This window comes from Dyella ginsengisoli LA-4, assembly GCF_000334915.1.
GTDB lineage: Bacteria > Pseudomonadota > Gammaproteobacteria > Xanthomonadales > Rhodanobacteraceae > Dyella_A > Dyella_A ginsengisoli_A.
Map to the genome: position 1 here is coordinate 30,132 of NZ_AMSF01000080.1, position 26,726 is coordinate 56,857.

The following is a 26,726-nucleotide window of genomic DNA, read 5'->3' on the forward strand; positions in this document are numbered from 1 at the left end:
CGCGGGCTTTCCGGCGCGTCCTACTCGCCGCGCAGCCAGCGTGCGGCGTCGACCGCGTAATAGGTGAGGATGGCGTCCGCGCCGGCGCGCTTGAAGCAGGTCAGCGTTTCCAGCACCACCGCTTTCTCGTCGAGCCAGCCGTTCTGGCAGGCAGCCTTGAGCATCGCGTATTCGCCGCTGACCTGGTACACGAAGGTGGGCATGCCGAAGGCGTCCTTCACCCGGCGCAGCACGTCCAGGTACGGCAGGCCGGGCTTGACCATCACCGCATCCGCGCCTTCATGGATATCCAGCTCGACCTCGCGCAGCGCCTCGTCGGCATTGCCCACGTCCATCTGGTAGGTGTGCTTGTTGCCCTTGCCGAGGTTGCCGGCCGAGCCGACCGCGTCACGGAACGGGCCGTAGAAACTGGAGGCGTACTTGGCCGAGTAGGCGAGGATGCGGGTGTGGATGTGGCCGGCCGCTTCCAGCGCATCGCGGATCGCACCGACGCGGCCGTCCATCATGTCCGAGGGCGCCACGAAATCCATGCCGGCCTCGGCCTGCGCCAGCGACATCTTCACCAGCGCCTCGATGGTCGGCTCGTTCATCACGTAGCCGTGTTCGTCGATCAGGCCGTCCTGGCCGTGGATGGTGTACGGATCCAGCGCGACGTCGCCGATCAGACCCAGCTCCGGGTACTTCGACTTCAGCGCGCGTGCCGCGCGCTGCATCAGGCCCTCGGGGTTCCAGGCCTCGGCGGCATCCTCGGTCTTCGGCGCATCGGTGATCGGGAACAACCCCAGCGCCGGGATACCCAGCCGCACGCATTCACCGGCCAGCTCGAGCAGCAGGTCGATCGACAGCCGCTGCACGCCGGGCATCGACGGCACGTCCACGCGCCGGTTCTCGCCCTCGATCACGAACGCCACCATGATCAGGTCGGTCGCCTGCAGCGTGTGCTCGCGCATCAGCGCGCGGGAAAACGCGTCGCGGCGCATGCGGCGGGGGCGGATCGCGGGGTAGCTCATGGATCGTTCCTGCAGGAAAACTCAGCCACGCATTGTACGCCCGCGGTGGCCGCGTCCCACGAGGCACGCAGCCGCAGCTGGCCCCGCCTCACTCGTCGCGGATCGCCGCAATCGGGTCCAGCGCCGCCGCCTGACGCGCCGGATAGATGCTGAAAGCCAGACCAATCAGCACGCAGGCCACCGCCGAGGCCAGCACCCCGACCGGCTGCCACGCCACCTTCCAGCCGGCGAACACGGCGATGGCGTAAGCCAGCAGGGCGCCGAACACCAGGCCGATCACCGCACCAGAAGTGCAGATCACCACCGCTTCGCGCAGGAAACGCTTGACGATGTCGCCGCGCCGCGCACCGATCGCACGAAGCAGGCCGATCTCGCGCCGGCGCTCGAGCACGTTCGCCAGCATGATGTTCATGATGCCGATGCCGCCGACCAGCAGGCTGACGCCGGCGATCGAACCCATCACGATCGAAAAGATGCGCTGGGTCTTCTGGTTCTGCCGGTACAGCTGCTGCGGCACGATCATCCGGTAGTCGGCGGCACCGGCGTGCCGCTGGTCCAGCACCTGGGTGAGCACGCGCGCACCGGCCGCCAGCGTGTCCGGATCCTTCAGCTGCAGCAGGAAGCGGTCGACCGGATCCTCCATCGGCTGGAAGCGGAAACGGGCATGCGCGCTCTGCAGCGGCACGAACACGCGGTTGGCATCCGCTCCCAGCGAAACGCCCTCGAACTTGTCCTGGCCGAGATCCCGGTCGGCCAGCACGCCGACCACGCGCAGCCACACCTGGTTGACCTTGACCAGCCGACCCAGCGCCTTGCCGTCGGGAAACAGGTCGTGCGCGGCCTGCGCCCCGAGCACGGCGACGGCGGCGAGCGAATCGTTGTCGTGGGCGTCCAGCGCCCTTCCCCGCGCCACCCGCAGCGCGGCCAGCCGGAAATAGTCCGGCGTGATGCCGCTGACCTCGGCGGTGCTCTGGCCGTCGTCGCTGAACACCGCCCAGCGATGCACCTGCTTCTCCGCGGCGTATCGCTCCGCGCCGGGCACCACCAGCAGCGCGGCGCGGGCGTCGGCCTCGCTGAGGCCGAGGCTGCGCGCACGGATTTCCTTGAGGCTGTCCTGGTCCTGCGGCTTGGCCTCGACGATCAGGTTGTGCAGGCCGAGACTCTCCACCAGCTTCAGTGCCTCGCGCCGGCTGCCCTCGCCCACGCCCTGCATGGCAACGATGGCGGCGACGCCGAAGATCATGCCGAGCAGGGTCAGCAGCGTGCGCAGCTTGCGTCGCGCCAGCGCCTCGACGGCCTCGCGCCAGGCGGGTGAAAGCATCATGGCGCGACTCCCTTGCCCGCCGGTGCGCCGTCGCCGCCGGACTGGCCGAGCAGTACCTCGTCGCCCTCGTGCAGACCCGACAGCACCTGGCTGCGGGACGATCCGCGCACGCCCAGCTGCAGGGTGCGCCGCTGGACCTTGCCGTCGGCGAGCACCTGCACGGTGCTGGCATCGCCGTCGCTGGCCAGCGCCACGTTCGGCACCGCCAGGCCCTTGTCCGCGTGCAGCAGCACCACGGTGCCGACGAAACGCTGACCCGGCGTCCAGCCATAGCGGCGCGCCACCTCGGCGGGCACACTGGCTTTCATCATCAGGTACTTCACCGGATTCTGCCGACTGCGCGACTGGGCGGCCGCCGCCACCCAGCTGAGCCGGGAGGCGACTTTCTGCGCGGGTTCGCCCCAGGGATGCAGCTCGACCGCATCGCCCACCTGCACGCCCTGCGCCTCGATCTGCGGCACCGCCAGCTGCACCTCCAGCCGGGACAGGTCGGGCAGGCTGGCGAAGCTGTCGCCGGCGAAAAGGCGGCTGCCGACGTGGGGCGCCTGGTCCATCCAGTCTCGCTCGAGCACGAGCACGCCATCGTGCGGGGCGTGCAGTTCCAGCGCGTCGAGATCGGCCTTCTTCTGGTCGGCGACGGTGGCGTACGTATTGTGCTGGGCATCCAGCACGGCCAGTTCCGCCTTGCCGCGCACACCGGACTGTTGTTCGCGCCACTCCAGGATCCGCTGGCGCACGGTGAGGTAGTTGGCGTCCTGGATGGCGTCGAGGATGTCGTTGCGCGCCATCGCATCCGGGCTGGCGTTGGCATAGCGGTGGGCGATCGCCAGCTGCCCGGCGACCTGGGTCAGGTCCACCCCGAGCTGGCCCCGCTTGTCGTCCAGTTCGGCCTGCTTGGCGGCGCGCGCGAGCAGGTTGCGCTCCAGGTCGATCTCGGCCTGGTCCAGGTCCTGCTTGCTCTGCTCGGCGGAGAATCGCGCCACCAGTTCGCCCTTGGTGACCGGGCTGCCGTCCGGCAGCATCCAGGCCACCTGCCGCATCGTGAACACCTGACCGGGAATCAGCAGGGGCGTGGCCTTCGCCGAACGCAGCTCACCCTCCCCCCTGACCACGAAATCGAGCGGACCGGCGTGGACCCGCTCCAGCACCACGCGTGCGGTGTCCGGCTTGCCGCAGCCGGCCAGCGCGAGCGTCAGGCAGGCGATCCATGCGATACGGCGGCTCATGGCGCCTGCCTCGTGGCCGCGGCACTCGCCGCATCGACCGGGAAATCCACCCGCACCGCCTGCCCGGGCTTGAGCTTGAGATGGTTGGGATCGAGCGTGACCACCAGGTCGACCACCGGGATCGCCTCCACCCGCGACTTGCTGTGCACGGTACCGCCCACCGATGCCACGGTGCCGTCGACCGAGCGGTCGCCGCCGCCGGCCACCACCACGCGCACGCGCTGCCCCTGGTGCACGCGCTCGAGTTCGCGTTCCGGCAGCGAGGCACGCACGGCGAGCGTGGAAAGATCCGGCATCTGCGCCACCGACTGCCCCATCCACACCTGCGATCCGGTATCGATCTTGTTGCCGTCCCAGGCGCTCTGGTGCAGCACGATGCCGGCGCGCGGCGCCTTCACCGTGAGCGAGGCGAGCGCGGCGGTAAGCACGGAGACCTCATGCCGCGCCTGGTCGACGTCGGCATCGGCCACCTGCTGCTCGGCGCGACGCTCGGCCGCCGCCACCCGCTCGCGCTCGACGGTGAGGGCGAGCTTGCGCTCGGCCTTGGTCCGCGCGATCACCAGCTTGGCGTATTCCACGCCGGCGACATACTCCTTCGGCTGGTTCGCCTTGCGGCGGGCTTTTTCCAGTTCGGCACGGGCCTGCGCCGTGGCCAGTTCGGCTTCGCGCGCGCGGTCGGCCAGGTCCAGCCGGGTCTGCTCCTGCTTGCGCAGCTTCTCGTCCAGTTCGCTGCGCTTGGCGGTGAGCTGCTTCATCACCTGGCTGCCGTCGAACACCACCACCGGCGCGCCCTTCTTCACCGTCTCGCCATCGCCGGCCATCTGGGTCACGGTCATCTGCCACAGGCCGGACACCGCCGGCGGGGAGATCGCGATGCTGTCGCGCGCGAACGTCTCGCCATCGGCATGCAATGGATGGGTATCGGCCACCACCGGCCGATCGGCGGCCAGGTCGGCCGGATCGGTGTCCACACGCACGCTCATGCCGGGCCGCAGTGCCAACGTGTTGCCGTCGGCCAGGTCGATGGCCAGTTCGAAATAGCGGCCGTCACCCCAGTCCTTGTGCGCGACCGACGCGCCGGTGATGCTCCGGATACGACCGTGCAGGAGGTGTCCGGGCAAGGCATCGACGGTGAGTGCGACAGGCTGCCCGGTCTTCAGTCCGACGCGATCGGGCTCCAGCACCCAGGCGCGCACGTCGTAGTCGTGCCCTCCGCCGACCACCTCGCCCACCGATTGTCCCGGGTAGCTGGAGGAGCCCTCTTCGTAGCGCCCGCCGTTGCCGAACATGTTGTCGAAGCCGTGCACGACGGTGCCGGCGCGGGTCGCCTTGACCACGGCGCGGGTGACCTGGCGACGGTCGAAGTCCAGCTCGATCTGTTTCTTGCGCTGCTGCAGGGCGCCGTCCTCGCGACGGCGCTTCACCGCTGCCTCCGCTTCGTCGGCCTGCTCGTGCGCCACTGCCAGTGCGCGCTCGGTGCGCTGCATCTCGCTCTGGTAGCGGTCGTAGTTGAGGGCGGAAATCAGGTGGCGCGGCAGCGCGGCGTCCACCGCCGCCGTGTCGCGCTCGGCCTGCGCGTCGGCCAGCTTGAGCTCGGCATCGCTGGCCTTGAGCTCGAGCTGGGCGACCTCCTTGGCATCCTTGGCCTGCTGTGCGGCCAGTTCCGCCTGCAGCTTGCGCACCTGCGATTCCGCCTGCCCGGCATCGATGCGCAGGAGCACATCGCCCGGCTTCACGTGACTGCCATCGGGCACGTAGTAGCGCAGCACCACCGGCGAACTGTTGGAGGGCGGCGTCTCGATGCGCTGGGCGCCCTCCAGGCGGATCTCGCCGGTGAACACCGTGGCGGACGCCCGCGCGAACGGCATCGCGAGCACCATCGCCAGACCGAACCAGTCACGCCGCCGAATCATGCTCGATCCTCCCGTCGCGCAGGGTGATCTGCCGCTGTGCCCGCGCGGCGACGTCGGCGTCGTGGGTCACCAGCACCACGGTCTGACCATCGGCGTGCACCTCATCGATCAGCGCCAGCACGTCGGCGGCACTCTTGGAGTCGAGGTTGCCGGTGGGCTCGTCGGCCAGCAGCAGGGCCGGCTGCATCAGCAGGGCGCGGGCGATCGCCACGCGCTGCATCTGGCCACCGGACAGCTGGCCGGGACGATGCTCCAGCCGCTGGCCCAGTCCCATCCGCTCGAGCAGGGTGTGCGCGCGCTCGTCCAGGCCGTTGCCGTCGCCACGCAGGAAGCGCCGCGGCAGCAGCACGTTCTCCAGCACGCTCAGCCGCGGCAGCAGATGGAAGGACTGGAAGACGAAGCCGATGCGCCGGTTGCGGAAATCGCTGGCGCGCTCGTCGTCGAAGGTGGACACGTCCACGTCGTCGAGCAGGTAGCGGCCACTGTCCGGGCGATCCAGACAGCCGAGCATGTTCAGCAGGGTCGACTTGCCCGAACCGGACGGACCGACAATCGCGGTGAACTGCCCCTTCGGGACTTCGAAGCCGACGCCATCCAGCGCGGCGATCGTCTGCCCGCCCACGCGGTAGTGGCGGGTAATCGCTTCCATGCGAACCATGGGCCTGGACCTTCCCCCTGAAGCCAAGTGTCCTTTTGTCAGTCTTGCGGGAAAAAAGTTCGCACCGCAAGCCTTCAGTCGCCGATGCGCTCCCCGCTGGCCGCGTCGAACAGGTGCAGCATCGACGGATCCGGCGCCAGGTGCACCAGTGTGCCGGGCTCGGGCAGCGTGCGCGGCGGCAGCCGCACCACCAGCGGCTTGCCGCCGGTGCGCAGGTTGAGGAACACCTCGTTGCCGACCGGCTCGACCACTTCCACCCGCGCGCTGAGCGTGTGCAGTCCCGGTGCGTCCACCGGATGCAGGTCCTCCGGCCGCACGCCGAGGGTGACCTCGCGGCGGTCCCACGACGCCGGCCAGCCGGTCACCCCCGGCAGGGTCAGCACGCCGTGCGGGCCGTCCAGCGCCCAGCCGTCGGCCAGCCGCAGCGTGCCGGGCAGGAAGTTCATCGCCGGGCTGCCGAGGAAGCCGGCGACGAAGCGGTTGGCCGGCCGCCGGTAGAGATTCATCGGCGTATCGATCTGCTGGATCACTCCGCCATCGAGCATCACGATGCGCTGACCCAGCGTCATCGCCTCGATCTGGTCGTGGGTGACGTAGATCATCGTGGCGCCGAGCCGGCGGTGCAGCCGCGCGATCTCCAGCCGCATCGACAGGCGCAGCCGCGCGTCGAGATTGGACAGCGGTTCGTCGAGCAGGAACACGCGGGGGTTGCGCACCAGCGCCCGGCCCAGTGCCACGCGCTGCTGCTGGCCGCCGGACAGCGCGCCCGGCCGCGCATCGAGCCACGGCTCGATCTCCAGCAGCCGCGCCACCTCGTGCACGCGCCGCGCCACCTCGTGGCGGTGCTGTCCACGCAGGCGCAGACCGAAGCCCAGGTTCTCGGCCACGGTCATGTGGGGGTAGAGGGCGTAGTTCTGGAACACCATGGCAATGTCCCGATCCTTCGGCGGCACGTCGTTCATCACCCGCCCGCCGATGCTCAACGTGCCGGCGGTGATCGGCTCCAGCCCGGCGATCATCCGCAGCAGGGTGGTCTTGCCGCAGCCGGAGGGTCCGACCAGCACCAGCAGTTCGCCATCGGCGATCTCCAGCGTCGCGTCCGCCACGGCCACCTGGCCGCCCGGATACTCCTTGCGCAACGCCTCCAGCCGAACGACCGCCATCGGGTTCTCCGCGATTGGGCCCGCCCCGGAGCCCGAAGCCGCCATGGTGCATGGCAAAGCGGCGTTCGGCTATTCTCGCGGCGTAATCGTTTACAGCAAGCCGCGGTGCGGCCATCGGACCCGTCAATGTCAGGACGCTTTCTCTTTCCCGCGGACTTCGTCTGGGGCGCCGCCACCTCGGCGTACCAGATCGAGGGCTCGCCCCTGGCCGACGGTGCCGGACCGAGCATCTGGCAGCGCTTCGCCCACACCCCGGGCATGATGGCTAACGGTGACCACGGCGACGTCGCCTGCGACCACTACCGCCGCTACCGCGACGACGTGAAGCTGATGCAGGCACTGGGGCTCACCAGCTACCGCTTCAGCATCAACTGGGCACGCGTGTTGCCCGAGGGCACCGGGCGGATCAACCCGGCCGGGCTGGATTTCTACTCGCGCCTGGTCGACACCCTGCTCGAACACGGCATCGCGCCAAACGCCACGCTGTTCCACTGGGACCTGCCGGCGGCGCTGGACGATCGCGGCGGCTGGCTCAACCGCGACAGCGCGCACTGGTTCGCCGAGTACGCCGAGATCATGTTCAAGGCGCTGGACGACCGCGTGCCGATGTGGAGCACGCTCAACGAGCCCTGGGTGGTGACCGACGGCGGCTACCTGCACGGCACCGTCGCCCCCGGCCACCGCAACACCTACGAGGCGCCGCTCGCCGCGCACAACCTGATGCGCGCCAGCGGCGCGGCGATCCAGGCCTACCGCTCGGTTGGCCGGCAGCAGATCGGCGTGGTGTTCAACATCGAGCCGAAGTACCCGGCCAGCGACCGCAACGAGGACGTGGCGGCCACGGCCCGCGCCCATGCCTACATGAACCAGCAGTTCGCCGACCCGGCGCTGCTCGGCAGCTACCCGCCGCAGCTGAAGGAATGCTTCGGCGACGCCTGGCCGACGTTCCCGGCCAGCGATTTCGGGCTGACCCGGCAGACCGTCGACTTCGTCGGCATCAACTACTACACCCGCGCGGTGGTGCGGCACGACCCGGCGCAGCACCCGCTGCGCGCCTCGCCGGTGCGCCAGCCCGACCGCACCTACACCGAGACCGGCTGGGAGGTGTACGAACAGGGGCTGGTCGACACGCTCACCTGGTTCAAGGACCGCTACGGCAACCTCCCGCTCTACGTCACCGAGAACGGCGCGGCCTTCCACGACCCGCCGGTGGTCGAGGGCGAACTGCTGGAAGATCCGCTGCGGGTGGACTACTTCCGGCGCCACCTGAAGGCGGTGCACGCGGCGATACGCGCGGGCGTGAACGTGAAGGGCTATTACGCCTGGTCGCTGCTGGACAACCTGGAGTGGTCGCTGGGTTTCGCCAAGCGCTTCGGGCTTTACCATGTCGACTTCGCCACGCAGAAGCGCACGCCCAAGGCGAGCGCAAGGTTCTACGCCGACGTGATCGGCAGCGGCGGAGCCTGCCTGGCCCCGTGATGGCCATCCTGCCCGGCCCACTGGACTCGCGCCCTGGGGCAGGGCAACCTTACCTATTCGCTTGTGCTGAAGGTTTTGAGCATGCCGGCTGACGCCCACGCCTCCGTTCCCACCCTGCTGGTCGATCTCGGCGGCACCAATGTCCGCTTCGGCGTGGCCGATCCGTCGCGCACCGACCCGCTGCTCGGGGACAGCATCCGGCGCTATCGCGTAGCCGAACACGAATCGCTGGTCGCCACCGCGAAGCAGTACCTGGCCGACACCGGCCTGGAGGTCAAGCGCGCGGTGGTCGCCGCCGCCGGCCGCATCGAGGACGGCGAGACGGTCAAGGTGACCAACAACCCGTGGGCGATCTCCGCCCGCCAGACCGCCGAGGCGCTGGGCCTGGACGGCGTGCACCTGGTCAACGACTTCGCCGCGCAGAGCATGGCGGTGACCCTGCTCAAGGGCGACGACCTGGTTGCGGTCGGCCCGCTGCCGCTGCCGACCATCGGCGCGCACGACGAGCAGACCTTCGCCATCGTCGGCCCGGGCACCGGCCTGGGCGTCGGCGGCCTGCTGGTGCGCCAGGGCCACTGCAGCGTGCTGCAGACCGAAGGCGGCCATGCCGGCTTCGCCGCGCACTCGCCCGAGGACATCGCCATCCTCGACTACCTCAACCACAAGTACGGCCGCGTCTCCAACGAGCGGCTGATCTGCGGCCAGGGCCTGGTCAACCTGTACGACGCGATCTGCCACATCACCGGCGCCACCGCGCAGCCGTTCAAGCCGGAGGACATCACCGCCCGCGCGAAGGACGGCAGCTGCCCGCTGTGCACGCGCACGGTGGAGACCTTCGCCGGCATCTTCGGCAGCGTCGCCGGCGACCTGGTACTCACGCTCGGCGCGTGGGACGGCGTGTATCTCACCGGCGGCCTGATCCCGATCCTGCTGCCGTGGCTGGAGCGCGGGCGCTTCCGCGAGCGCTTCGAGGCCAAGGGCCGCTTCCGCGACATCATGGAAAAGGTGCCCACGCAGGCGATCATGAATCCGGAGCCGGGTCTGCTCGGCGCCGCCGCGATCGCGATCATGGAGTCGGGCCGGCCGCTGCTCGGCCGCTGAGCCTCGCCACCGCGCGATGGCGCGGCCGTCACGCGATCCGTGGCACGGTGCGCCGGTGTTGCAGGAGAAACCCATGCCCCGCAGTGATACCGCCTTCCTGTTCGATCTGGACGGCACCCTGGTCGACAGCGTCTATCAGCACGTGCTCGCCTGGAAGGAAGCGCTGGACGCCGAAGGCGTCGAGCTGTCGGTGTGGCGCATCCACCGCAAGATCGGCATGAGCGGCGGCCTGTTCGCCAACATGCTGCTGCGCGAGACCGGGCTGGACATCACCGAGGACCGGCTGGAGCGGCTGCGCCGGCGCCACGCCGAGGCGTTCAACCGTCAGCACACGCAGGGCTCGGTCAAGCCGCTGCCCGGTGCGCGCGAGCTGCTGGCCTTCCTCACCGAGCAGCAGATTCCCTGGGCGATCGCCACCAGCGGTCGCATGGAAACCGCCGCCCACAACCTCGCCGCGCTGGGCGTGGATCCGTCGAAGGTGCCGGTGGTGACGCGGGACCAGGTCCGCCACGCCAAGCCGGACCCGGATCTGTTCGTCACCGCGGCGCACCGGCTGGATTTCGACATCCGCCACGCGCTGGTGGTCGGCGACAGCGTGTGGGACATGCTGGCCGCGCAGCGCGCGCGCGCCATCGGCATCGGCCTGCTCGCCGGCGGCTACGGCCGCGAGGAGCTGCAGCACGCCGGCGCACTGCGGGTGTACGACGACCCGGCCGACCTGCTGCGCCACGTCGACGAGGTCGCGGCGCGCGCGTGAACCGCTTCTTCGCGTCGGCCTGACACGGACTGAACGCAATACGGCTAGCCTCGGGAAGCTCCCGCTCCCCACCGAGTCATGCCGATGCGCCGCCTGCTCGCCGCCAGTCTGGCCACCCTGCTCGCCACTGCCTGCTCCCCGTCGCCCCCCGCGCCCCTGGCCGGCTCCCCCGCGTCGGGCACGCCCGGCGATGCCGCCCTCGGCTCACCCGCCTGGTACGACTGGGTCGACCGCTCGCTGGGAATTTCCAGCGACGGCCATGGCCCCGACCACGGCTCGCCCGAGTGGAACCAGGCAGTGCAGCGCAAGCTGGGGCAGGAAGCCCCGCAGGCAACCCCCGGTTCGCCGCAATGGCAGCAGTCGGTCGATGCGCTGTTGCGTACACGCGGCAACCCGCCATCGTCGGGCTGAGCCGGAACGATCACCCGGCTCGCGGGACGCCCAAGGCAGTCATCGACGCCAGATAGCCATGCCACCGGCCTGGCGCGGACTCAGCCCGGTGCGAGCAACGCGTCGAGATCTTCCTGGTCGAAGCTCAGCTTCTCGCGTGCGCCGCCGCCTTCCAGCACCGCGTCGGCCAGCTCGGCCTTGCGCGCCTTCATTTCCTCGATGCGCTCTTCCACCGTGTTCGCCGTGATCAGGCGGAACACGAATACCGGCTTGTCCTGGCCGATGCGGTGCGCGCGGTCCGAGGCCTGCGCCTCGGCGGCAGGGTTCCACCACGGGTCGTAGTGGATCACCGTGTCGGCGGCGGTGAGGTTCAGGCCCACGCCGCCGGCCTTCAGCGACAGCAGGAACAGCGGCACGTCGCCTTCCTGGAACTGGCGTACCGGCTCGGCGCGGTCGCGCGTCTCGCCGGTCAGCGTGACGTAGGGGATACGGCGGCGGTCCAGCTCGTGGGCGATCAGCTTGAGCATCTCGGTGAACTGCGAGAACAGCAGCACCTTGCGCCCTTCGGCCAGCAGCGCCGGCAGCATGTCCATCAGCAGCTCGAACTTGGCCGAGTCGCGCACGCCGCGGGCCGCCTCCAGCTTCACCAGCCGCGGGTCGCAGCAGACCTGGCGCAGCTTGAGCAGTGCGTCCAGCACGACGATGCCGGAGTGCGCGATGCCGCGCTGGGCGATCACCTGGCGCAGCTCGTCGGCCAGCGACAGGCGCAGGCTTTCGTACAACTCGCGCTGGCGGCCGTCGAGCACCACGCGACGGGTGATCTCGGTCTTCGGCGGCAGCTCGGCGGCCACCTGGCTCTTGGTCCGGCGCAGGATGAACGGAGCCAGCCGGCGGTTGAGCCGCGCCTGGCAGGCCTCGTCGCGCTGCTTCTCGATCGGGCCGCGATAGTGGCGGCGGAACGCGCCCTCGTCGCCGAGCAGGCCCGGCACGGCCAGGTCGACCTGCGACCACAGCTCGCCCAGGTGGTTTTCCAGCGGCGTACCGGTCAGGCAGATGCAGCGCGGCGCGCGCAGGCTGAGCACGGCGCGGCGCGCCTGCGTGCGCGGGTTCTTCACCTGCTGCGCCTCGTCCAGCACGATCAGCGCGAACGGCTGCTTGCGCAGCGCCACCACGTCGCGCGGAAGCAGCGCGTAGCTGGTCAGCACGATGTCCTGCTGGCCGAGCTGGGAGAAGTCGCCGCTGCGCTGCGGACCGTGCAGCGCCAGCACCTTCAGCGCAGGCGCGAAGCGCGCGCACTCGGCCTGCCAGTTCGGGATCAGGCTGGTCGGCACCACCACCAGCGCCGGCTGGGTCAGCGCGCCACGCTGCTTCAGCGCCAGCAGGTGGGTGATCAGCTGCAGCGTCTTGCCCAGGCCCATGTCGTCGGCGAGCACGCCACCGACACCCGCCTCGGCCAGCGCGTTGAGCCAGCGCAGGCCCTCGCGCTGGTAGGGACGCAATTCCACCGTGAGCCCCTCGGGGATCGCATCGCTGGCGCGCTCGGCGGCGTCGCGCAGGCGCGTGGTGAAGCCGCGCAGTGCCTCCGGCGCCTGCAGCTGGCCGCCCTCGGGCATCACGTCGACCAGCTCGTCCAGCCGGCCGGCCTGCACGCGCGGCAGGTGCAGCTGCTTGCGCGGCTTCTCCAGGTACTCGGCCAGCGGCGCCAGCAGGTCGCGCAGCTCCTTGAGCTTCACCGGCACGCGGCGGCGGTCGTCCACCGGGGCATACCATACCGCGTCCTCCGGCTCGTTCGGCACCGGGCTCAGGCTGAGCTGATGCTCGGCCAGCGCCTGCGCCACGGCCGGCAGCAGGTTGTGCCGCTTGCCCTCGACCTCGATGCCGATTTCCAGGTCGAAGGCGTGGTCGTCGGCGTCCTCGGTGGCGTCGCCGTACCAGCGCACCGGGCCTTCCAGCACCTCGAACGGGAAACTGGGCGCGTACTCGACCAGATAGCCCTCGCCTTCCAGTCGCGCCCGCAGCGCCAGCCAGCGCGCCGGGGTGTTCACCTCCAGCGCGCCGGCGTAGCCCTTGCCGGGGAACAGCCAGGCGTCTTCCGGCAACGTGTCGGCGAGGTCCCAGGGCAGACCCTCGGTGTCCACGGCGGGAGTGAGCCCGGCACGCTCGAGCTGCTCCATCGCCGCCAGTTCGTCGGCGCGTCGGCGCACGATCTCCACCAGCTGGCCCTGTCGCACGCGACGCACCAGCGGCTCGCCACCGCGACCGGGCAGGCGCTCGCCGGCGTAGTCGAAGGCCAGCCGCGCGTAGGCCAGCGGCGGCGTGCCGGCGGCCAGCCGGGCGTGCCGGGTCAGCGCGTGCAGGGTGAGCAGCGGCTTGGGGGCGAGATCCTCCCGCCGCAGGTCCTCGAACACCTGCGGCAGCGGCACCCGCTGCGCCAGCCGGCTGTGCGGCAGGACATCGCGCAGACGATGGCTGTCGTCGTGCTTGAGCGCCGGCAGGTCGAGCCAGGCGATCTCCTCGACCGGCGCCTCCAGATGACCCACCTCGGCGCGTTCGGCATCGAGATACCACAGGCCATCGATGCGCAGCAGCCGCTGGCCGGTGGCCAGCGCCGGAAGCAGGCGCTGGCTGCCGTCACTCTCCAGGTGCCAGTGCCAGTTCAGCTGATGCGACTTGCCGCGCGACAGACGCAGGCCACCCAGGCCACCAAGGAAGCAGGGTGCGGTGTCCAGGATCTCGGCCAGCAGGGCGTCGCCCACATGACCGGACAGCCGGGCGTAGCTGCGGCTCTTGCGCACGTTCTGGGGCAGGCCCAGCACGGTGGCCGCCAGCCGCTGTTCGTGCGGCTCCAGCTGGGCGGTGACCAGATGCTTGCTGTCCAGCGGCGACGGACGCACGAAGCGGCCGTGCTCGGCCACCGCCAGCACGGCCGGCGCGACGTCGACGCGCCCATACGGCGCGCCGTCCTCATGGACGACGTCCAGGAAGAAGCCAAGCACACCGCGTTCGGCCGGCGCCGGGGATACCGGCGGCTCCAGCACGCGGCGCCACACCGACGACAGGCCCGACACGGCGGAAACGCGCGCGGGGGCTGGATCGCCAGGCTTTCGGTCGTCCGGTTGCTGCATGGGCATGCGGTCCGTTGGGCGATCAAAACCTTGAGCTTAGCAAGGCTTGTCACGGCGTGCCCACGCCCGTGCCGCAAACTCGTGCGGCGAACCGCCCCGCTCGCTCAGGTGCCGGGGAACAGTCCCTGCGGGTATTCCGGCTTCTGCTCGCGTGCCATCAGCGCGCGCAGGCCTTCGACCGGGGTGACCTCGCCGTGCAGCACGGCGCGCACGCCGCTGGCGATGGGCAGGTCCAGGCCGTGTTTGGCAGCCAGCCGCGCCACCTCGTCGGCGGTGAGCACGCTCTCGACCACCTGGCCGATCTGGCGCACCGCCTCGTCCAGCGCGATGCCCTTGCCCAGCGCCAGGCCGAGCCGGCGGTTGCGCGACAGGTCGCCGGTGCAGGTGAGCACCAGGTCGCCCAGGCCGGACAGCCCCATCAGGGTTTCCGGCCGCGCACCGAGCGCCAGGCCCAGCCGCAGCATCTCGTTCATGCCGCGGGTGATCAGGCCGGCGCGGGCGTTGAGGCCCAGCTGCATGCCGTCGGCCACGCCGGTGGCGACCGCCAGCACGTTTTTCATCGCGCCGCCGAGCTCACCGCCCAGCACGTCGCTGCCGGTGTAGGCGCGGAAGTTGGGGGCGTGCAGCATGCCCGCCATTTCCCTGGCGAACGCCTCGTCGTCCGAATGCACGGTGACCGCGCTGGGAAGGCCGGCGGCCACTTCCTTGGCGAAGGAAGGGCCAGTGACCACCGCCGCCGGCCGACCAGGCAGCTTTTCGGCGACCAGTTCGTGCAGGAACCGGCCGGTACCGGGCTCGAAGCCCTTGCTCGCCCAGGCGATCGCCGCGCCCGGCTCGAGCAGCGGAGCGATCTGGTCGAGCATCGACGCAAACGCATGGCTCGGCACCACGATCAGCACGACCTGGGCGCCACGCAGGGCGGCGGCCAGATCGCTCTCGTAGTGCAGCTCGGCCGGCAGCTCCAGATCCGGCAGGTAGCGCTGGTTGCGACGGGTCTGCGCCATCGCCTCCAGCGCCTGCCGGTCGCGGCCCCACAGCCGGGTCGGCACGCCGTTGCGTGCCGCAAGCGCCGCCAGCGCCGTGCCCCAGGAACCGGCACCAAGTACCGCCAGGGTCGGTCGGGTGCTCATGGCTGGATCAGCTGTTCAGCGTCGGCGCGGTCTCGCCGCCCATGGCGTTGCGGCGCATCTGTTCGGCATAGAGCGCGTCGAAGTTGATCGGCTGCAGCAGGAACGGCGGGAAGCCGCCTTCCAGCACCAGCTGCGAGATCACCTGGCGCGCGTACGGGAACAGCAGGTTCGGGCAGTAGCTGCCGATGATCCCGGCATGGTCTTCGGCCGCGAAACCGGCAATCCCGAACAGGCCGGCCTGGTGCACTTCGGCCAGGTAGGCAGTGCGCTCGCCGATGGTGCAGGTCAGGGTCAGGCTCAGCACCACTTCGTACAGGTCATCACCCAGGTCGGTGGCACGCTGGCCGAGGTTGAGCTGCACCTGCGGCTGTTCCTCGGTAACGCCCATGTCCTGGAAGATCTGCGGCGCGTTGGGGGCCTCGAACGAGACGTCCTTCACGTAGATCTTCTGCAGCGCGAGCTGCGGCTGGTTGGCCTGGCCGTCGGCCTGGCCGTTGGTGGTCACGTCTGACATCGGAGGTCCTCTTCGAAAATACGGGCTGGCTCCATCCGCGGGCGGACGGAAAACCGCAAAGAGCGCGATTGTTCCATACAAGCCGGCGCGCCGTCACTGGCACCACCGCCCGGCGTACTGCTCAAGGATTGCGCAACCGGATGAAATTCCGCGATAATGCGCGGCTCGACTCCTGCCGCCCGCTCATGTGGGCCGTCCGCGACGCGATGCGGACCTCACGGCAAGCCTAGAGAGCTGCACCCTCCAGCATCGCGTGGCGCCAAGGCGCCGCTGGGCCGACGTCGCCCTGGCCAACGGGCGTTACACCACGAATACGGAGGTCATCATGGCCCGTGTATGCCAAGTCACCGGAAAGGGTGTGCGGACCGGCAACAACGTCTCGCACGCGAACAACAAGACCCGTCGCCGCTGGTTGCCCAACCTGCATGAGCGTCGCTTCTGGGTCGCCAGCGAGAACCGCTGGGTCAAGCTGCGTGTGTCCAACCACGCCCTGCGCACCATCGACAAGAATGGCATCGAGGCCGTGATTGCCGAGCTGCGCGCCCGCGGCGAGAAGATCTGAGGAGCTAGACCATGGCGAACAAGACCCAGGACAAGATCCGTCTGATCTCGTCGGCCGGTACCGGCCACTTCTACACCACGCAGAAGAACAAGAAGAACACCCCGGAAAAGTTCGAGTTCAAGAAGTACGATCCGGTCGTGCGCAAGCACGTGATCTACAAGGAAGGCAAGATCAAGTGACGTGACGCCCCGTCCGCGCCCGCGCGGACGGCTGGCCGGAACGTCATCCCGGCGAAAGCCGAGGATCCAGCCTCCGAAACCCGCCCACCGTGGCGGGTTTTTTCTTGCCCGCCCGTCGGACGACCGCGATCATGCGCGGCATGACCACGGACGAGTCGCTGTTCCCCGCTTTGCTGGGGCCCGCCTGGGCCGGACTTGCAGCCCCGGTGCGTCGTGCGCATGGCGGCCGCAGCAGCATCGCCCTGCGCGGTGAGGCCGATGTGGTGGGCAGCGACAGCCGGACGGCACGCCTGCTGCGGCAGTTGCTGGGCGTGCCCGCGCCGGGACCGGCGCAACCGTTGATCGTGGAAATCGCGCGTGACGACGACGGCGAGCGGTGGACACGCCGCTTTGCCCGTGGACGCATGCGCTCGCGGCTGAGCGCCGGGCCGGACCGGCTGCTGCACGAACGGCTGGGACCGGTGCTACTGCGCTTCCGCCTCGAAGCAGACGGTGGCGCGATCCATTGGCACCTGCTCGGCGCGCGCCTGCTCGGCCTGCCCCTGCCCCGTCGGTGGCTCGGTCACGTGCTGGCATGCAGCGGCGCCGAGGGCGACCGTTACGCTTTTACTGTCGAGGCCAGCCTGCCTGGCATCGGCCGCTGGATCGGTTACCGCGGCACGCTGGAGGTCGATGATGGCGAATGAACCGGCCGTGGTGGTCTTCGATGGCGTCTGCGTGCTGTGCAGCCGCTGGGTGGACTTCATTCTCAGGCACGATCGCGCCGGCCGGTTCCGGCTGGCGGCGATGCAGGGCCGGCACGGCCGCGCACTGCTCGCCGCCCACGGACTGTCGCCCGACGATCCGGCGTCGCTGCTGCTGGTCGCCGACGGGGTCGGCCACATCGACACCGCGGCCATTGCCGGCGTGCTGCAGCGGCTGGACGGACCGTGGCGCATCCCGTCCGCACTGCTGCGGTGGTTCGCGGATCCGGCCTACCGCTGGGTGGCGCGGCACCGCTACCGCCTGTTCGGTCAACGCGACGCTTGCCGGATGCCGGACCCCGCCGAGGCCTGGCGCTTCCTCGACTGAACGCTCCACACCTCAGGCAAGCACTTCGACTCCGCTGGTGACGGCGAACGGTACCAGCGCCGCCATCAGCTCCTCCAGTTCCAGCAGGCCGACGCAGGGCATCGCCCCGGTCGCCCGCAGGGACCGGTCGGCCAGTCGCTGCGCCAGCGTCAGCGCCGGTGTCACTGGCACCTCCGGCCCTTCGCCTGCCGCGGCCTCCAGCCACCAGCGCAAGCGGAGCGGGCACCCGGACGCACCCTCGCCAGTGAGCTCCACCACCATGCCACCGACGTCGCTGCCCCCGCGCATGAACCACTCGCTCCAGCGGCGCAGGCGTGCCGCATGGCGCGGCAGATCGCGAATCAGACCCAACCGCACCAGCGCCGCCGCCAGCCAGGTACCGCCGTGCAGCAGGGGCAACTCCAACCCCGCACGGAACAGCACGGTGCGCACCCCCGGATAGCAATGGGGGAAAAGTTCGAGGTCAGGCACTTCGCAGATCCCGACGAAACGGCGGGAGCGAGCCAGTCGCACGCGCCGCGTATCCATCCAGCCGTGCATCACCTGCCAGCGCGCATCGCGCCAGACGCGGATCGGCCGCCCGCAGTAGCCGAGAATCGACGCCACCGTGGCATCGCCGCGCGGGGTCCGGTTGCCGGGGCTGATCGCGCTCTCGATCCCGTCCAGCCTGGCGAAGCGCGGCATCAACGCATCGACCACCGCGCTGCTGAGCGCCGGCACGCTGGATGCCCCGCTGGTGACCAGCAGGCCCGCGGCACGTGCCGCAGGATCCAGCCGCCCGATGCCGGCGACGAAATCCCGCCCATCGGCCAGGTCGACATAGTGGCTGCCACAGCCCAGGCATGCCTCCGCCACGCGGTAGTCCTGGGCCTGGAACGGGCCGGCCGCATGGATCACCAGCTGGGGTTGCAGGGCGGCCAGCCGGGCGGCGAAGTCGCCGGCGAACACGTCGAGCGACGCGACCGTCACCGATCGACCCGCGGCGGCAACGACCTCGTCGGCCAGCACCTGCAACGCGCCCAGCGAGCGGCCGGCAAGAATCGGCTCGAAGCGCCCGTCGGACGCCAGTCGCCGCGCCAAACGCGCCCCGAACACCCCGGTCGCCCCCAGCAGCAACACCCTGAACGCCATACCCTTCCCCCCTCCCTGGCCGATGCGCCGAACCGCTCGCGCCGGGCTATTGTCGAACCTTCAGCCGCTCCCACCCTATCCCCGACCAGGAGAACTGCCATGAAAGTGCGGACCGCCCTGTTCACCCTGCTCGCCGCCAGTGGCCTGGCGACGCCACCGCTCGTCCTCGCCGGCGCGGCGGCGCCTCAGAGCGTGACGGTCAGCTACGACCACCCCGAGCATTTCACCGAGACCCGCGAAGAAAAGGCGCTCGCACCGACCCGCGCCAGCAACGACTACCTGACGACGCTCAAGGCCTACATCGAGAAGCGCGGCGCGAAGATGCTGCAACCCGGCCAACAGCTCGACGTGGTGGTTACCGACATCGACCGCGCCGGTTCGTTCGAGCCGTGGCGCGGCGGTGCACTGCGCGAGGTGCGTATCATCAAGGACATCTACCCGCCGCGCATCGACCTCCATTTCAAGCTGCTCGATGCCGACGGCAAGGTGATCCGCGAAGGCACCCGCAAGCTGCGCGATCCGGGCTTCCTTACCAGCAATACCGCACCGACCAGCGACGACAACCTGCGCTACGAGAAACAGCTGATCGACCGGTGGCTGCGCAAGGGTCCCGACCAGCTCTGATTCGCGCCACCAGCCAAAGAAAAAGCCCGCCGGGATGGCGGGCTTTTTCGTTCTCGCATGCCGCGATATGGCATCAACTGGCGATCGCGTAACCCTTGAGCTTGGCCGCGAACTCCTGCAGGGCGCGGATACCGCTCTGCTCGGCTTCGTGGATCCACTGCTGCAGGCCCTTCAGCGCCTGGTCGGTGCCACGCTGCTCCATCAGGGCAACAAGGCGACTGCGGAAGTCGACCACGGTGCGCAGGGTCGGGCGCTTGGCCAGCACCGCCTGCAGGCGGTCGTGGCCTTCGCCGTCCAGCCAGCGGCCACCGTCGGCCAGCGCGCGGCGCAGACGACGCGGCACGGCCTTGATGCTCTCGCCGGCATGGGCCGCTTCCTCGCGCAGGGTCGGCACGATCACGCCGCGGTAGTAGTCGGTCATCGCCTGGAAGCGATGGGTGAGCACGGCCTTGAGCGTCTCGGCGTCGGGCAGGTTCACGTTCGGGCGCACGTCCAGCGTGGGCGCCACGCGCAGCACCTTGGCCAAGCCAACCGCGCGCAGGGCGCAGATCACCGCCCAGCCGATGTCGAACTCCCACTTGCGCAGGGCGAACTTGGCCGAGCTGGGGAAGGCGTGGTGGTTGTTGTGCAGCTCTTCGCCGCCGATCCAGAAGCCCCACGGGATCAGGTTGGTCGCGGTGTCGGCGCTCTCGAAGTTGCGGTAACCCCACCAGTGGCCGATGCCGTTGACGAAGCCGGCGGCCCAGAACGGGATCCAGATCATCTGCACCGCCCAGAAGGCCACGCCGATCACGCCGAACAGGGCGAAGCTGATGATCAGCATCAGCGCCGGGCCCCAGTACGGATGACCGGTGTAGAGCTTGCGCTCGATCCAGTCGTCCGGGGTGCCGCGGCCGTACTTCTCGAGGTCTTCCTTCACTTCGCTTGCGTCGCGGTACAGCGCCACGCCGTCCCAGAACACCTTCTTGATGCCGTAGATCTGCGGGCTGTGCGGGTCCTCGGCGGTCTCCACCTTGGCGTGGTGCTTGCGATGCACCGCCACCCATTCACGGGTGACCATGCCGGTGGTCAGCCAACCCCAGAAACGGAAGAAGTTCTGCACCACCGGATGCAGGTCGACGCCACGGTGGGTCTGGCAGCGGTGGTAGTAGATGGTCACCGTGAAGATGGTGAGCTGGGTCACCACCAGCATGTAGACCAGCATGCCGACCCAGCTCATGTGGGTCAGCCCGTTGGACAGGAAGTTGAGTACGGCGTCGAGCATCGGAGTACGTCTCTATGTCGTTGAAAAAGCAGTCTAGTGCACGGGTCTCCGTACCCACCAGCATGGGCGGTGCGCGCAATGTCGCAGCGTGACGTGTGCACGCCTGGCGCAAACCCTTGCCGGTTGTCTGAAAGTGGGGGCGCCGTGACAATCATGCAATGACCACGCCGCCCCCGCTGCTTCAGATCGACCGGCTGACCCGCCAACGCGCCGGCCGAATGGCCTTGCAGGATCTGTGCCTGACCGTCGACCGGGGCGAGGTGCTCGGCCTGCTCGGCGTGAACGGCGCCGGCAAATCCACCACCCTGGGCATGATCGCCGGCGCCATGCGGCCGGACAGCGGCAGCATCCGGCTGGACGGCGAGGATTTCCTGGAGCGCCCGGAGCTGGGCCGTCGTCGCATCGGCTGGCTGCCCGAACGCGCCCCGCTGTGGCAGGAATTGACCGTACGCGAACACCTGCAGGCCCACGGACGCCTGCGCGGCCTGCGTGGTGCGGCATTGGCGAACGCCTGCAGCAGCATGCTGGAACGCCTGGAGCTGGCGCCGATGGCGCGTCGGCTGGCCGGCGTGCTGTCGCAGGGCCAGCGCCAGCGCCTTGGCCTGGCCTGCGCGATGCTGCACCGGCCGGACCTGCTGATCCTCGACGAGCCGGCCAACGCGCTCGATCCGGTACAGGTGGCGGCCCTTCGCCAGCTGATCCGCGAAGAAGCCGCCCGCGGCGCCGCGGTAATCCTGTCCACCCACCTGCTGGCCGAGGTCACGACGGTCTGCGGGCGGGTAGCGATCCTGCACGAGGGCCGGCTGCGCCACACCGGCCTGGTGCAAGCCGCCGATTTGCCGACGCTGGAGCGCCAGTTCTTCGACATCGCCATGAACGGCCGGAGCCACGCCGCATGAGCGCGCTGGCCGTGGCGCGCCTGGAACTCCGTCGCCTGTTCGTCCGCCCGCTGGGCTGGGTGCTCGGCGCCCTCACCCTGGGCGAACTGGCCTGGCGCTTCGTGCTGCTGCTGGGCAACTTCCTAGCCGCCCAGGTGCGGCTGGCCGCGCTGCCGGCCGGACCGGGCTACACCGACCTGGTCGCGGTGCCGCTGCTGAGCAGCCTGTTCACCGGTTCGCTGGTGCCGTTCGGCCTGACCGAGCTGGCGCTGCTGGTGGTGCCGCTGCTGACCATGTCCAGCATCGCCGGCGAGCGCGGCAACGGCACCCTGCCGCTGCTGCTGGCCAGCGGCCAGTCGCCCGCCGGCATCGTGCTGGGCAAGTACCTGGCCACGCTGGCCTGGCTGGTGCTGTGGCTGGCGCTGGTGCTGGCGATGCCGCTGTCGCTGGCCCACGGCACCACGCTGGACTGGGGCAAGCTCGCCGCCGCGACGATCGGACTGGTGCTGGTACTGGCGTTGCTGGCGGCGATCGGACTGGCCTGCTCGGCCTTCGCCTCGCACCCGGCGATCGCCGCCACCGCCGCGCTGGTGATCGCACTGGCGCTGTGCTGCGTGAACCTGGGCGCCCAGGCGGCCGGCGTGGACAGCGGAGTGATCCACTGGCTGGCACTGGGTACGCACCTGGAGCCGCTGCTGCGCGGGCTGGTCGACAGCGGTGACGTGCTGTGGTTCGTCCTGCTCACCGCGCTGGCCCTGGCGCTGGCCATCCGCCGCCTCGACGCCGACCGGGAGCGCGGCTGATGACGACGCTTCGACGCACCCTGCGCCGCCTCGACGGCTGGCTGTTCGCCGCGCTGGCGATCCTTGCCTTCGCCGCCGCCGGCTACCTCGCCACCCGCTACCACCACGTGACGGACTGGACCCACGACGCCCGCGCCAGCCTGTCGAAGGAGAGCCGGGCGGTGCTGGCCCGGCTGGACGGTCCGGTCGAGATCACCAGCTACGCCAACCCGCAGGGCTCGCTGCGGCAGAGCATCGCCACCTTCGTGGCGCGCTACCAGCAGGCCAAGCCGGACATCTCGCTGCGCTTCGTCGACCCGCAGCTCGACCCCGGCGCGATGCGCGAAAAGGGCATCACCGTCGACGGCGAGCTGGTGATCCGCTACCACGGCCGCGAACAGCATCTGGACGACCTGTCCTCGGAGGCGCCGTTGACCAACGCGCTGGAGCGGCTGGCGCGCGGCGGCGACCGCATCGTCGCCTTCGTCACCGGCGACGGCGAGCGCCGCGCCGATGGCCAGGGCAACGACGACCTCGGCACCTTCATGCATCAGCTCGAAGGCCGCGGCATGCGCGCGGTGCCGCTGAACTTCGCCCAGGTCACCGCGGTACCCGAGCATACCGACCTGGTGGTACTGGCCAGTCCCAGCGCACCGCTGCCGCCCGGCGGCGTGCAGGCACTGGTGAACTACGTGGCGGACGGCGGCAATCTGCTGTGGCTGACCGATCCGCAGGGCCGTCAGGTGCTGGGCAACGACCTCGGCCTGCAGCCGCTGTCCGACGCGCTGGGGATCACCGTGCTGCCGGGCACGCTGTCCGACCCCTCGGGCAGCGCGCTGGGCCTGCACGATCCGCACATGATCGCGCTGGGCGACTACCCCGCGCAGGCGATCACCCGCGGCTTCACCCTGACCACGCTGTTTCCCGAGGTGGCGGCACTGGGCGCGCGACCGGGAACGGACTGGTCGGCGGCGCCGTTCCTGCGCTCCGGTCCGCAGACGCGGATCGACACCGGCCAGCCGGACCTGGACGGCCAACCCGGACACGCTCTGGATTTCGGCTTCGCGCTCAGCCGCCTCTCGCCCAGTCCGGCCAAGCGCGAGCAGCGTGCCGCGGTGATCGGCGACGGCGACTTTCTCTCCAACACCTATCTCGGCAACGGCGGCAACCGCGCGCTGGGCGAGCGGGTGTTCGACTGGCTGCTCGGCGACGACGCGCTGGTGAACCTGCCGCCGCGCGGCGCGCCCGATCGTTTCCTGCAACTGTCGCAGGGCGGGCTGAACGCAGTGACCTTCGGTTTTCTCGCCGGACTGCCGCTGGCGCTGTTGCTGGCCGGCGGCCTGGTGGTCTGGCGCCGGCGGCGGTACTGAGCGATGCGTCGCGCCGTTCGCCAGCAACTTGCACTGGTTCTTGTCGTCGCCGCGCTTGCCGTCACCGCGCTGTGGCAGTGGCGGCACGACGCGTCCGCGTCGCCGGCCACCCTGCTGCCGCTCGACCCGGACGCAATCACCCGCGTCACGCTGGCGCTGCCTGGCCATCCCACCGAGCGCTACGTGCGGCACGACGGCCACTGGTGGCGCGACGGCGAACCGCCGGTCGCGGCCGACGAGGGACGGCTGGAGCAGCTCACCGGCATCGCTGCCGCCCAGGCCCTTGGCTGGCGCCCGCTGTCCGACTTCGATCCGGCGCGGATCGGCCTGACCCATCCGGTGGCCACGCTGACCCTGGACGACCGCACGCTGCGCTTCGGCGACACCAGTGCCACCGGTCCGCTGCGCTACGTGCAGGTCGGCGACCGGGTGGCGCTGGTGCCGATCCTCGCCACCCCGCGCCCGCCGAAGCGCGACGCGATCCAACTCCAGCCCTGAGCCGCGCGGCTTGCCTGCGCGCCGGGACGCCCCATCTTCCCCCGCACTGACCTTTTCCGGAGCAAGCCCCATGAGCAAGCAGGCCATCGGCGTCGTCGGCATGGCCGTGATGGGCCGCAACCTGGCGCTGAACATCGCCAGCCGCGGCCACGCGGTGTCGATCTACAACCGCAGCCGCGAGAAGACCGACGAGGTCGTCGCCGAGTACCCCGACGCCGGCCTGGTGCCGACGTTCTCGCTGCAGGAGTTCGTCGACTCGCTGGAGAGCCCGCGCCGCATCCTGCTCATGGTCAAGGCCGGCAAGCCGACCGACGACACCATCGCCGCGCTCAAGCCGCTGCTGGCCAAGGGCGACATCCTGATCGACGGCGGCAACACGCTGTTCACCGACACCGTGCGCCGTGCCGCGGAGTTGTCCGAGGCCGGCCTGCACTTCATCGGCACCGGCGTCTCCGGCGGTGAGGAAGGCGCGCTGAAGGGGCCATCGATCATGCCGGGCGGTCCGCGCGACGCCTACGACCTGGTCGCGCCGATCCTCAAGGAGATCGCCGCCCGCGCCCCGGATGGCACGCCCTGCGTGGCATACATGGGCCCCGGCGGCGCCGGTCACTACGTGAAGATGGTCCACAACGGCATCGAATACGGCGACATGCAGCTGATCGCCGAGAGCTACGCCCTGCTCAAGGGCGTGCTCGGCCTGTCCAACGACGAGCTGGCCAAGGTCTATGCCGACTGGAACGCCGGCGAGCTGGACAGCTACCTGATCCAGATCACCGCGCAGATCTTCGGCAAGAAAGACGACGAAACCGGCCAGGCGCTGGTCGACGTGATCCTCGACCGCGCCGCGCAGAAGGGCACCGGCAAGTGGACCAGCCAGAGCGCGCTGGACCTCGGCGTGCCGCTGCCGCTGATCACCGAGTCGGTATTCGCCCGCGTGCTGTCCTCGCTGAAGAGCGAGCGCGTGGCGGCGAGCCAGCAGTTGACCGGTCCCGCGAAACAGGCATTCAGCGGTGACCGCGCGGCCTTCGTCGAGTCGGTGCGCCGCGCGCTGTACCTGGCCAAGCTGATCTCCTACGCGCAGGGCTTCGCCCAGCTGCGCGCCGCGTCCGCCGAGTACGACTGGAACCTCGACTACGGCACCATCGCCAGCATCTGGCGCGGCGGCTGCATCATCCGCGCGCGCTTCCTGGAGGACATCACCCGCGCCTTCGCCGCCGATCCGTCGCTGGCCAACCTGCTGCTGGCGCCGACCTTCGCCAAGGTCGCCACCGACTACCAGGCCGCGCTGCGCGAGGTGGTCACCACCGCGGTGCAGGCGGGCGTACCGGTGCCGGGCCTGGCCTCGGCCATCGCCTACTTCGACGGCTACCGCAGCGAACGCCTGCCGGCCAACCTGATCCAGGCCCAGCGCGACCTGTTCGGCGCGCATACGTTCGAACGCATCGATCGTGAAGGCAGCTTCCACGCGGACTGGAGCTGACAGAGCGGGAGTGAGGGAAGAGGAGTGAGGAGTGAGAGGCGGGTTCGTCACAACCCAGGCTCTTCCGCCGAGCCAGATCTTCCGAAAAAGCAGGTCTGCATCGCACGACCACCCGATCGCCTCAGCCAGCCTTCTCTCACTTCTCACTTCTCACTCCTCTCCACTCACTCCTCGCCTTTATGCCTGAACTCCCCGAAGTCGAAACCACCCGCCGCGGCATCGCCCCGCATCTGGTCGGCCGGCGCATCGGCGCGGTGACCCTGCGCAGGCCGGACCTGCGCTGGCCGATCCCGCGCGAGGTCGCCGAGCTGCTGCCCGGGCAGGTCATCGAGTCGGTGGAGCGACGGGCGAAGTACCTGCTGCTGCGCACGGAGATCGGCAGCGCGCTGCTGCATCTGGGCATGAGCGGTGTGCTGCGCGTGCTGCCGCCGGACACGCCGGTCAACACGCACGACCATGTGGACATCGCCATCGATGCGGCGCCAAACAAGCCGGCGCGCGTGCTGCGCTTCACCGACCCGCGCCGCTTCGGCTGCCTGCTGTGGCAGTGGCCGGGCGAGACCCACAACCTGCTCGCCACGCTGGGACCGGAGCCGCTCACCGACGACTTCGACGGCGACCTCCTGTGGCAGCTCTCGCGCGGCCGCAGCGCCGCGGTGAAGCTGTTCGTCATGGACAACGCGGTGGTGGTCGGCGTGGGCAACATCTACGCCAGCGAGGCGCTGTTCGCCGCCGGCATCGATCCGCGCAAGCCCGCCGGCAGCATCTCGCGCGCCCGCTACGCGCGGCTCGCCGGGGAGATCAAGCGCATTCTCGCCTGGGCGATCGAGCGCGGCGGCACCACGCTGCGCGACTTCCTCAACCCGGACGGCGCGCCGGGCTATTTCTTCCGCGAACTGTTCGTCTACGGCCGCGCGGGCGAGCCGTGCAGGTCCTGCGGCGCGACAATCCGCCAGGCCACGCTGGGACAGCGCTCGACGTTCTGGTGCCCGCGCTGCCAGAAGTAGCTCCGACGCGGCAGGTAGGAGCCCGCTGGCGGGCGATGCTCCTGCTCCTGATCCACATCGAAGCCAAAAGCATCGCCCGCCAGCGGGCTC

Annotated in this window: 26 protein-coding genes; 15 read left to right on the forward strand and 11 right to left on the reverse strand. The window is 70.0% G+C overall.

Translation table 11 applies throughout. The features are described from left to right. Positions 1-20 precede the first annotated feature (20 nt). From hemB to C693_RS0117430, 6 genes are all read right to left on the reverse strand, one after another. Positions 21-1,010 (reverse strand): porphobilinogen synthase, encoded by a 990-nt coding sequence (hemB, locus tag C693_RS0117405; protein WP_017463564.1) that lies wholly within the window; start codon positions 1,008-1,010, stop codon positions 21-23. 88 nt (positions 1,011-1,098) lie between these two features. Next, positions 1,099-2,334, reverse strand: coding sequence for an ABC transporter permease (locus C693_RS0117410; RefSeq protein ID WP_017463565.1), 1,236 nt, complete (start codon positions 2,332-2,334; stop codon positions 1,099-1,101). Continuing rightward, positions 2,331-3,560: an efflux RND transporter periplasmic adaptor subunit gene (locus tag C693_RS0117415; RefSeq protein ID WP_017463566.1), complete on the reverse strand. Its 1,230-nt coding sequence runs from the start codon at positions 3,558-3,560 to the stop codon at positions 2,331-2,333. Before C693_RS0117415 ends, C693_RS0117410 begins: the two co-directional genes overlap by 4 nt. Further along, a complete protein-coding gene (locus C693_RS0117420) occupies positions 3,557-5,473 on the reverse strand; it encodes an HlyD family secretion protein (protein WP_017463567.1) in 1,917 nt (638 codons plus the stop codon). The genes C693_RS0117415 and C693_RS0117420 overlap by 4 nt, the downstream gene beginning before the upstream one ends. After that, positions 5,457-6,131: an ABC transporter ATP-binding protein gene (locus C693_RS0117425; protein WP_017463568.1), complete on the reverse strand. Its 675-nt coding sequence runs from the start codon at positions 6,129-6,131 to the stop codon at positions 5,457-5,459. The genes C693_RS0117420 and C693_RS0117425 overlap by 17 nt, the downstream gene beginning before the upstream one ends. A gap of 74 nt (positions 6,132-6,205) precedes the next feature. Then, positions 6,206-7,294 (reverse strand): ABC transporter ATP-binding protein, encoded by a 1,089-nt coding sequence (locus C693_RS0117430; protein WP_017463569.1) that lies wholly within the window; start codon positions 7,292-7,294, stop codon positions 6,206-6,208. 126 nt (positions 7,295-7,420) lie between these two features. On the opposite strand from C693_RS0117430, the gene C693_RS0117435 reads away from it, so the two are divergent. The 4 genes from C693_RS0117435 to C693_RS0117450 all read left to right on the forward strand — a co-directional run bounded on the left by C693_RS0117435 (position 7,421) and on the right by C693_RS0117450 (position 11,042). Next, positions 7,421-8,773, forward strand: a complete 1,353-nt coding sequence (locus C693_RS0117435; protein WP_017463570.1) for a GH1 family beta-glucosidase — start codon at positions 7,421-7,423, stop codon at positions 8,771-8,773. A gap of 81 nt (positions 8,774-8,854) precedes the next feature. Beyond that, complete coding sequence (gene glk / locus C693_RS0117440) at positions 8,855-9,874, forward strand: glucokinase (RefSeq protein WP_017463571.1); 1,020 nt, start codon at positions 8,855-8,857, stop codon at positions 9,872-9,874. A 73-nt stretch (positions 9,875-9,947) separates the two neighbouring features. Continuing rightward, positions 9,948-10,631 carry an HAD family hydrolase gene (locus C693_RS0117445; RefSeq protein ID WP_017463572.1) on the forward strand — a complete coding sequence of 228 codons (684 nt, stop codon included), beginning with the start codon at positions 9,948-9,950 and terminating at the stop codon, positions 10,629-10,631. Positions 10,632-10,715: 84 nt separating this feature from the next. Further along, positions 10,716-11,042 (forward strand): hypothetical protein, encoded by a 327-nt coding sequence (locus tag C693_RS0117450; RefSeq protein WP_043599214.1) that lies wholly within the window; start codon positions 10,716-10,718, stop codon positions 11,040-11,042. A gap of 80 nt (positions 11,043-11,122) precedes the next feature. Here C693_RS0117450 and C693_RS0117455 read toward each other — a convergent pair whose 3' ends face one another. The 3 genes from C693_RS0117455 to secB all read right to left on the reverse strand — a co-directional run bounded on the left by C693_RS0117455 (position 11,123) and on the right by secB (position 15,790). Next, positions 11,123-14,146, reverse strand: coding sequence for a DEAD/DEAH box helicase (locus C693_RS0117455; RefSeq protein WP_017463574.1), 3,024 nt, complete (start codon positions 14,144-14,146; stop codon positions 11,123-11,125). Positions 14,147-14,250: 104 nt separating this feature from the next. After that, positions 14,251-15,276, reverse strand: a complete 1,026-nt coding sequence (locus C693_RS0117460) for an NAD(P)H-dependent glycerol-3-phosphate dehydrogenase (protein ID WP_017463575.1) — start codon at positions 15,274-15,276, stop codon at positions 14,251-14,253. Positions 15,277-15,283: 7 nt separating this feature from the next. Then, entirely contained in the window at positions 15,284-15,790 is a 507-nt protein-coding gene (gene secB, locus C693_RS0117465) for a protein-export chaperone SecB (protein ID WP_017463576.1), read from the reverse strand. A 325-nt stretch (positions 15,791-16,115) separates the two neighbouring features. On the opposite strand from secB, the gene rpmB reads away from it, so the two are divergent. The 4 genes from rpmB to C693_RS0117485 all read left to right on the forward strand — a co-directional run bounded on the left by rpmB (position 16,116) and on the right by C693_RS0117485 (position 17,602). Next, the gene (rpmB, locus tag C693_RS0117470; protein ID WP_026107522.1) at positions 16,116-16,352 is read left to right on the forward strand and encodes a 50S ribosomal protein L28; all 237 of its coding nucleotides are present in this window, start codon (positions 16,116-16,118) and stop codon (positions 16,350-16,352) included. A gap of 11 nt (positions 16,353-16,363) precedes the next feature. Beyond that, positions 16,364-16,531 carry a 50S ribosomal protein L33 gene (gene rpmG, locus C693_RS0117475; protein ID WP_017463578.1) on the forward strand — a complete coding sequence of 56 codons (168 nt, stop codon included), beginning with the start codon at positions 16,364-16,366 and terminating at the stop codon, positions 16,529-16,531. Between the two features lie 131 nt (positions 16,532-16,662). After that, entirely contained in the window at positions 16,663-17,217 is a 555-nt protein-coding gene (locus C693_RS0117480) for a DUF4166 domain-containing protein (protein WP_017463579.1), read from the forward strand. Then, on the forward strand, positions 17,207-17,602 hold the full coding sequence (locus C693_RS0117485; RefSeq protein WP_017463580.1) for a thiol-disulfide oxidoreductase DCC family protein: 396 nt from the start codon (positions 17,207-17,209) through the stop codon (positions 17,600-17,602). Before C693_RS0117480 ends, C693_RS0117485 begins: the two co-directional genes overlap by 11 nt. Positions 17,603-17,614: 12 nt before the next feature. Here the strand turns inward: C693_RS0117485 and C693_RS0117490 are convergent, their stop codons facing one another. Next, a complete protein-coding gene (locus C693_RS0117490; RefSeq protein ID WP_017463581.1) occupies positions 17,615-18,733 on the reverse strand; it encodes a saccharopine dehydrogenase family protein in 1,119 nt (372 codons plus the stop codon). A 99-nt stretch (positions 18,734-18,832) separates the two neighbouring features. On the opposite strand from C693_RS0117490, the gene C693_RS0117495 reads away from it, so the two are divergent. Further along, the gene (locus C693_RS0117495) at positions 18,833-19,357 is read left to right on the forward strand and encodes a DUF3016 domain-containing protein (protein WP_017463582.1); all 525 of its coding nucleotides are present in this window, start codon (positions 18,833-18,835) and stop codon (positions 19,355-19,357) included. A 73-nt stretch (positions 19,358-19,430) separates the two neighbouring features. Here the strand turns inward: C693_RS0117495 and C693_RS0117500 are convergent, their stop codons facing one another. Continuing rightward, positions 19,431-20,621, reverse strand: coding sequence for a DesA family fatty acid desaturase (locus C693_RS0117500; RefSeq protein WP_017463583.1), 1,191 nt, complete (start codon positions 20,619-20,621; stop codon positions 19,431-19,433). Between the two features lie 158 nt (positions 20,622-20,779). On the opposite strand from C693_RS0117500, the gene C693_RS0117505 reads away from it, so the two are divergent. The 6 genes from C693_RS0117505 to mutM all read left to right on the forward strand — a co-directional run bounded on the left by C693_RS0117505 (position 20,780) and on the right by mutM (position 26,636). Next, positions 20,780-21,520: an ABC transporter ATP-binding protein gene (locus C693_RS0117505; RefSeq protein ID WP_017463584.1), complete on the forward strand. Its 741-nt coding sequence runs from the start codon at positions 20,780-20,782 to the stop codon at positions 21,518-21,520. Continuing rightward, positions 21,517-22,302, forward strand: a complete 786-nt coding sequence (locus C693_RS0117510; RefSeq protein WP_017463585.1) for an ABC transporter permease — start codon at positions 21,517-21,519, stop codon at positions 22,300-22,302. Before C693_RS0117505 ends, C693_RS0117510 begins: the two co-directional genes overlap by 4 nt. Beyond that, positions 22,302-23,651 carry a GldG family protein gene (locus C693_RS0117515; protein ID WP_017463586.1) on the forward strand — a complete coding sequence of 450 codons (1,350 nt, stop codon included), beginning with the start codon at positions 22,302-22,304 and terminating at the stop codon, positions 23,649-23,651. The genes C693_RS0117510 and C693_RS0117515 overlap by 1 nt, the downstream gene beginning before the upstream one ends. Before the next feature lie 3 nt (positions 23,652-23,654). Beyond that, on the forward strand, positions 23,655-24,149 hold the full coding sequence (locus C693_RS0117520; RefSeq protein WP_017463587.1) for a hypothetical protein: 495 nt from the start codon (positions 23,655-23,657) through the stop codon (positions 24,147-24,149). A 70-nt stretch (positions 24,150-24,219) separates the two neighbouring features. After that, positions 24,220-25,629, forward strand: coding sequence for an NADP-dependent phosphogluconate dehydrogenase (gene gndA, locus C693_RS0117525; protein ID WP_017463588.1), 1,410 nt, complete (start codon positions 24,220-24,222; stop codon positions 25,627-25,629). Between the two features lie 179 nt (positions 25,630-25,808). After that, complete coding sequence (mutM, locus tag C693_RS0117530) at positions 25,809-26,636, forward strand: bifunctional DNA-formamidopyrimidine glycosylase/DNA-(apurinic or apyrimidinic site) lyase (RefSeq protein ID WP_017463589.1); 828 nt, start codon at positions 25,809-25,811, stop codon at positions 26,634-26,636. Positions 26,637-26,726: the final 90 nt, after the last annotated feature.

Bases quoted from the DNA above. Each gene is read 5' to 3' on its own strand.
- C693_RS0117460 (WP_017463575.1), bottom strand. From the start codon at position 15,276: ATGAGCACCCGACCGACCCTGGCGGTACTTGGTGCCGGTTCCTGGGGC.
- C693_RS0117415 (WP_017463566.1), bottom strand. From the start codon at position 3,560: ATGAGCCGCCGTATCGCATGGATCGCCTGCCTGACGCTCGCGCTGGCC.
- C693_RS0117480 (WP_017463579.1), top strand. From the start codon at position 16,663: ATGCGCGGCATGACCACGGACGAGTCGCTGTTCCCCGCTTTGCTGGGG.
- C693_RS0117505 (WP_017463584.1), top strand. From the start codon at position 20,780: ATGACCACGCCGCCCCCGCTGCTTCAGATCGACCGGCTGACCCGCCAA.
- mutM (WP_017463589.1), top strand. From the start codon at position 25,809: ATGCCTGAACTCCCCGAAGTCGAAACCACCCGCCGCGGCATCGCCCCG.
- C693_RS0117485 (WP_017463580.1), top strand. From the start codon at position 17,207: ATGGCGAATGAACCGGCCGTGGTGGTCTTCGATGGCGTCTGCGTGCTG.
- C693_RS0117430 (WP_017463569.1), bottom strand. From the start codon at position 7,294: ATGGCGGTCGTTCGGCTGGAGGCGTTGCGCAAGGAGTATCCGGGCGGC.
- C693_RS0117455 (WP_017463574.1), bottom strand. From the start codon at position 14,146: ATGCAGCAACCGGACGACCGAAAGCCTGGCGATCCAGCCCCCGCGCGC.
- C693_RS0117450 (WP_043599214.1), top strand. From the start codon at position 10,716: ATGCGCCGCCTGCTCGCCGCCAGTCTGGCCACCCTGCTCGCCACTGCC.
- secB (WP_017463576.1), bottom strand. From the start codon at position 15,790: ATGTCAGACGTGACCACCAACGGCCAGGCCGACGGCCAGGCCAACCAG.
- C693_RS0117445 (WP_017463572.1), top strand. From the start codon at position 9,948: ATGCCCCGCAGTGATACCGCCTTCCTGTTCGATCTGGACGGCACCCTG.
- hemB (WP_017463564.1), bottom strand. From the start codon at position 1,010: ATGAGCTACCCCGCGATCCGCCCCCGCCGCATGCGCCGCGACGCGTTT.
- glk (WP_017463571.1), top strand. From the start codon at position 8,855: ATGCCGGCTGACGCCCACGCCTCCGTTCCCACCCTGCTGGTCGATCTC.
- C693_RS0117500 (WP_017463583.1), bottom strand. From the start codon at position 20,621: ATGCTCGACGCCGTACTCAACTTCCTGTCCAACGGGCTGACCCACATG.
- C693_RS0117410 (WP_017463565.1), bottom strand. From the start codon at position 2,334: ATGATGCTTTCACCCGCCTGGCGCGAGGCCGTCGAGGCGCTGGCGCGA.
- C693_RS0117520 (WP_017463587.1), top strand. From the start codon at position 23,655: ATGCGTCGCGCCGTTCGCCAGCAACTTGCACTGGTTCTTGTCGTCGCC.
- C693_RS0117515 (WP_017463586.1), top strand. From the start codon at position 22,302: ATGACGACGCTTCGACGCACCCTGCGCCGCCTCGACGGCTGGCTGTTC.
- C693_RS0117510 (WP_017463585.1), top strand. From the start codon at position 21,517: ATGAGCGCGCTGGCCGTGGCGCGCCTGGAACTCCGTCGCCTGTTCGTC.
- C693_RS0117435 (WP_017463570.1), top strand. From the start codon at position 7,421: ATGTCAGGACGCTTTCTCTTTCCCGCGGACTTCGTCTGGGGCGCCGCC.
- rpmG (WP_017463578.1), top strand. From the start codon at position 16,364: ATGGCGAACAAGACCCAGGACAAGATCCGTCTGATCTCGTCGGCCGGT.
- C693_RS0117495 (WP_017463582.1), top strand. From the start codon at position 18,833: ATGAAAGTGCGGACCGCCCTGTTCACCCTGCTCGCCGCCAGTGGCCTG.
- C693_RS0117490 (WP_017463581.1), bottom strand. From the start codon at position 18,733: ATGGCGTTCAGGGTGTTGCTGCTGGGGGCGACCGGGGTGTTCGGGGCG.
- C693_RS0117425 (WP_017463568.1), bottom strand. From the start codon at position 6,131: ATGGTTCGCATGGAAGCGATTACCCGCCACTACCGCGTGGGCGGGCAG.
- gndA (WP_017463588.1), top strand. From the start codon at position 24,220: ATGAGCAAGCAGGCCATCGGCGTCGTCGGCATGGCCGTGATGGGCCGC.
- C693_RS0117420 (WP_017463567.1), bottom strand. From the start codon at position 5,473: ATGATTCGGCGGCGTGACTGGTTCGGTCTGGCGATGGTGCTCGCGATG.
- rpmB (WP_026107522.1), top strand. From the start codon at position 16,116: ATGGCCCGTGTATGCCAAGTCACCGGAAAGGGTGTGCGGACCGGCAAC.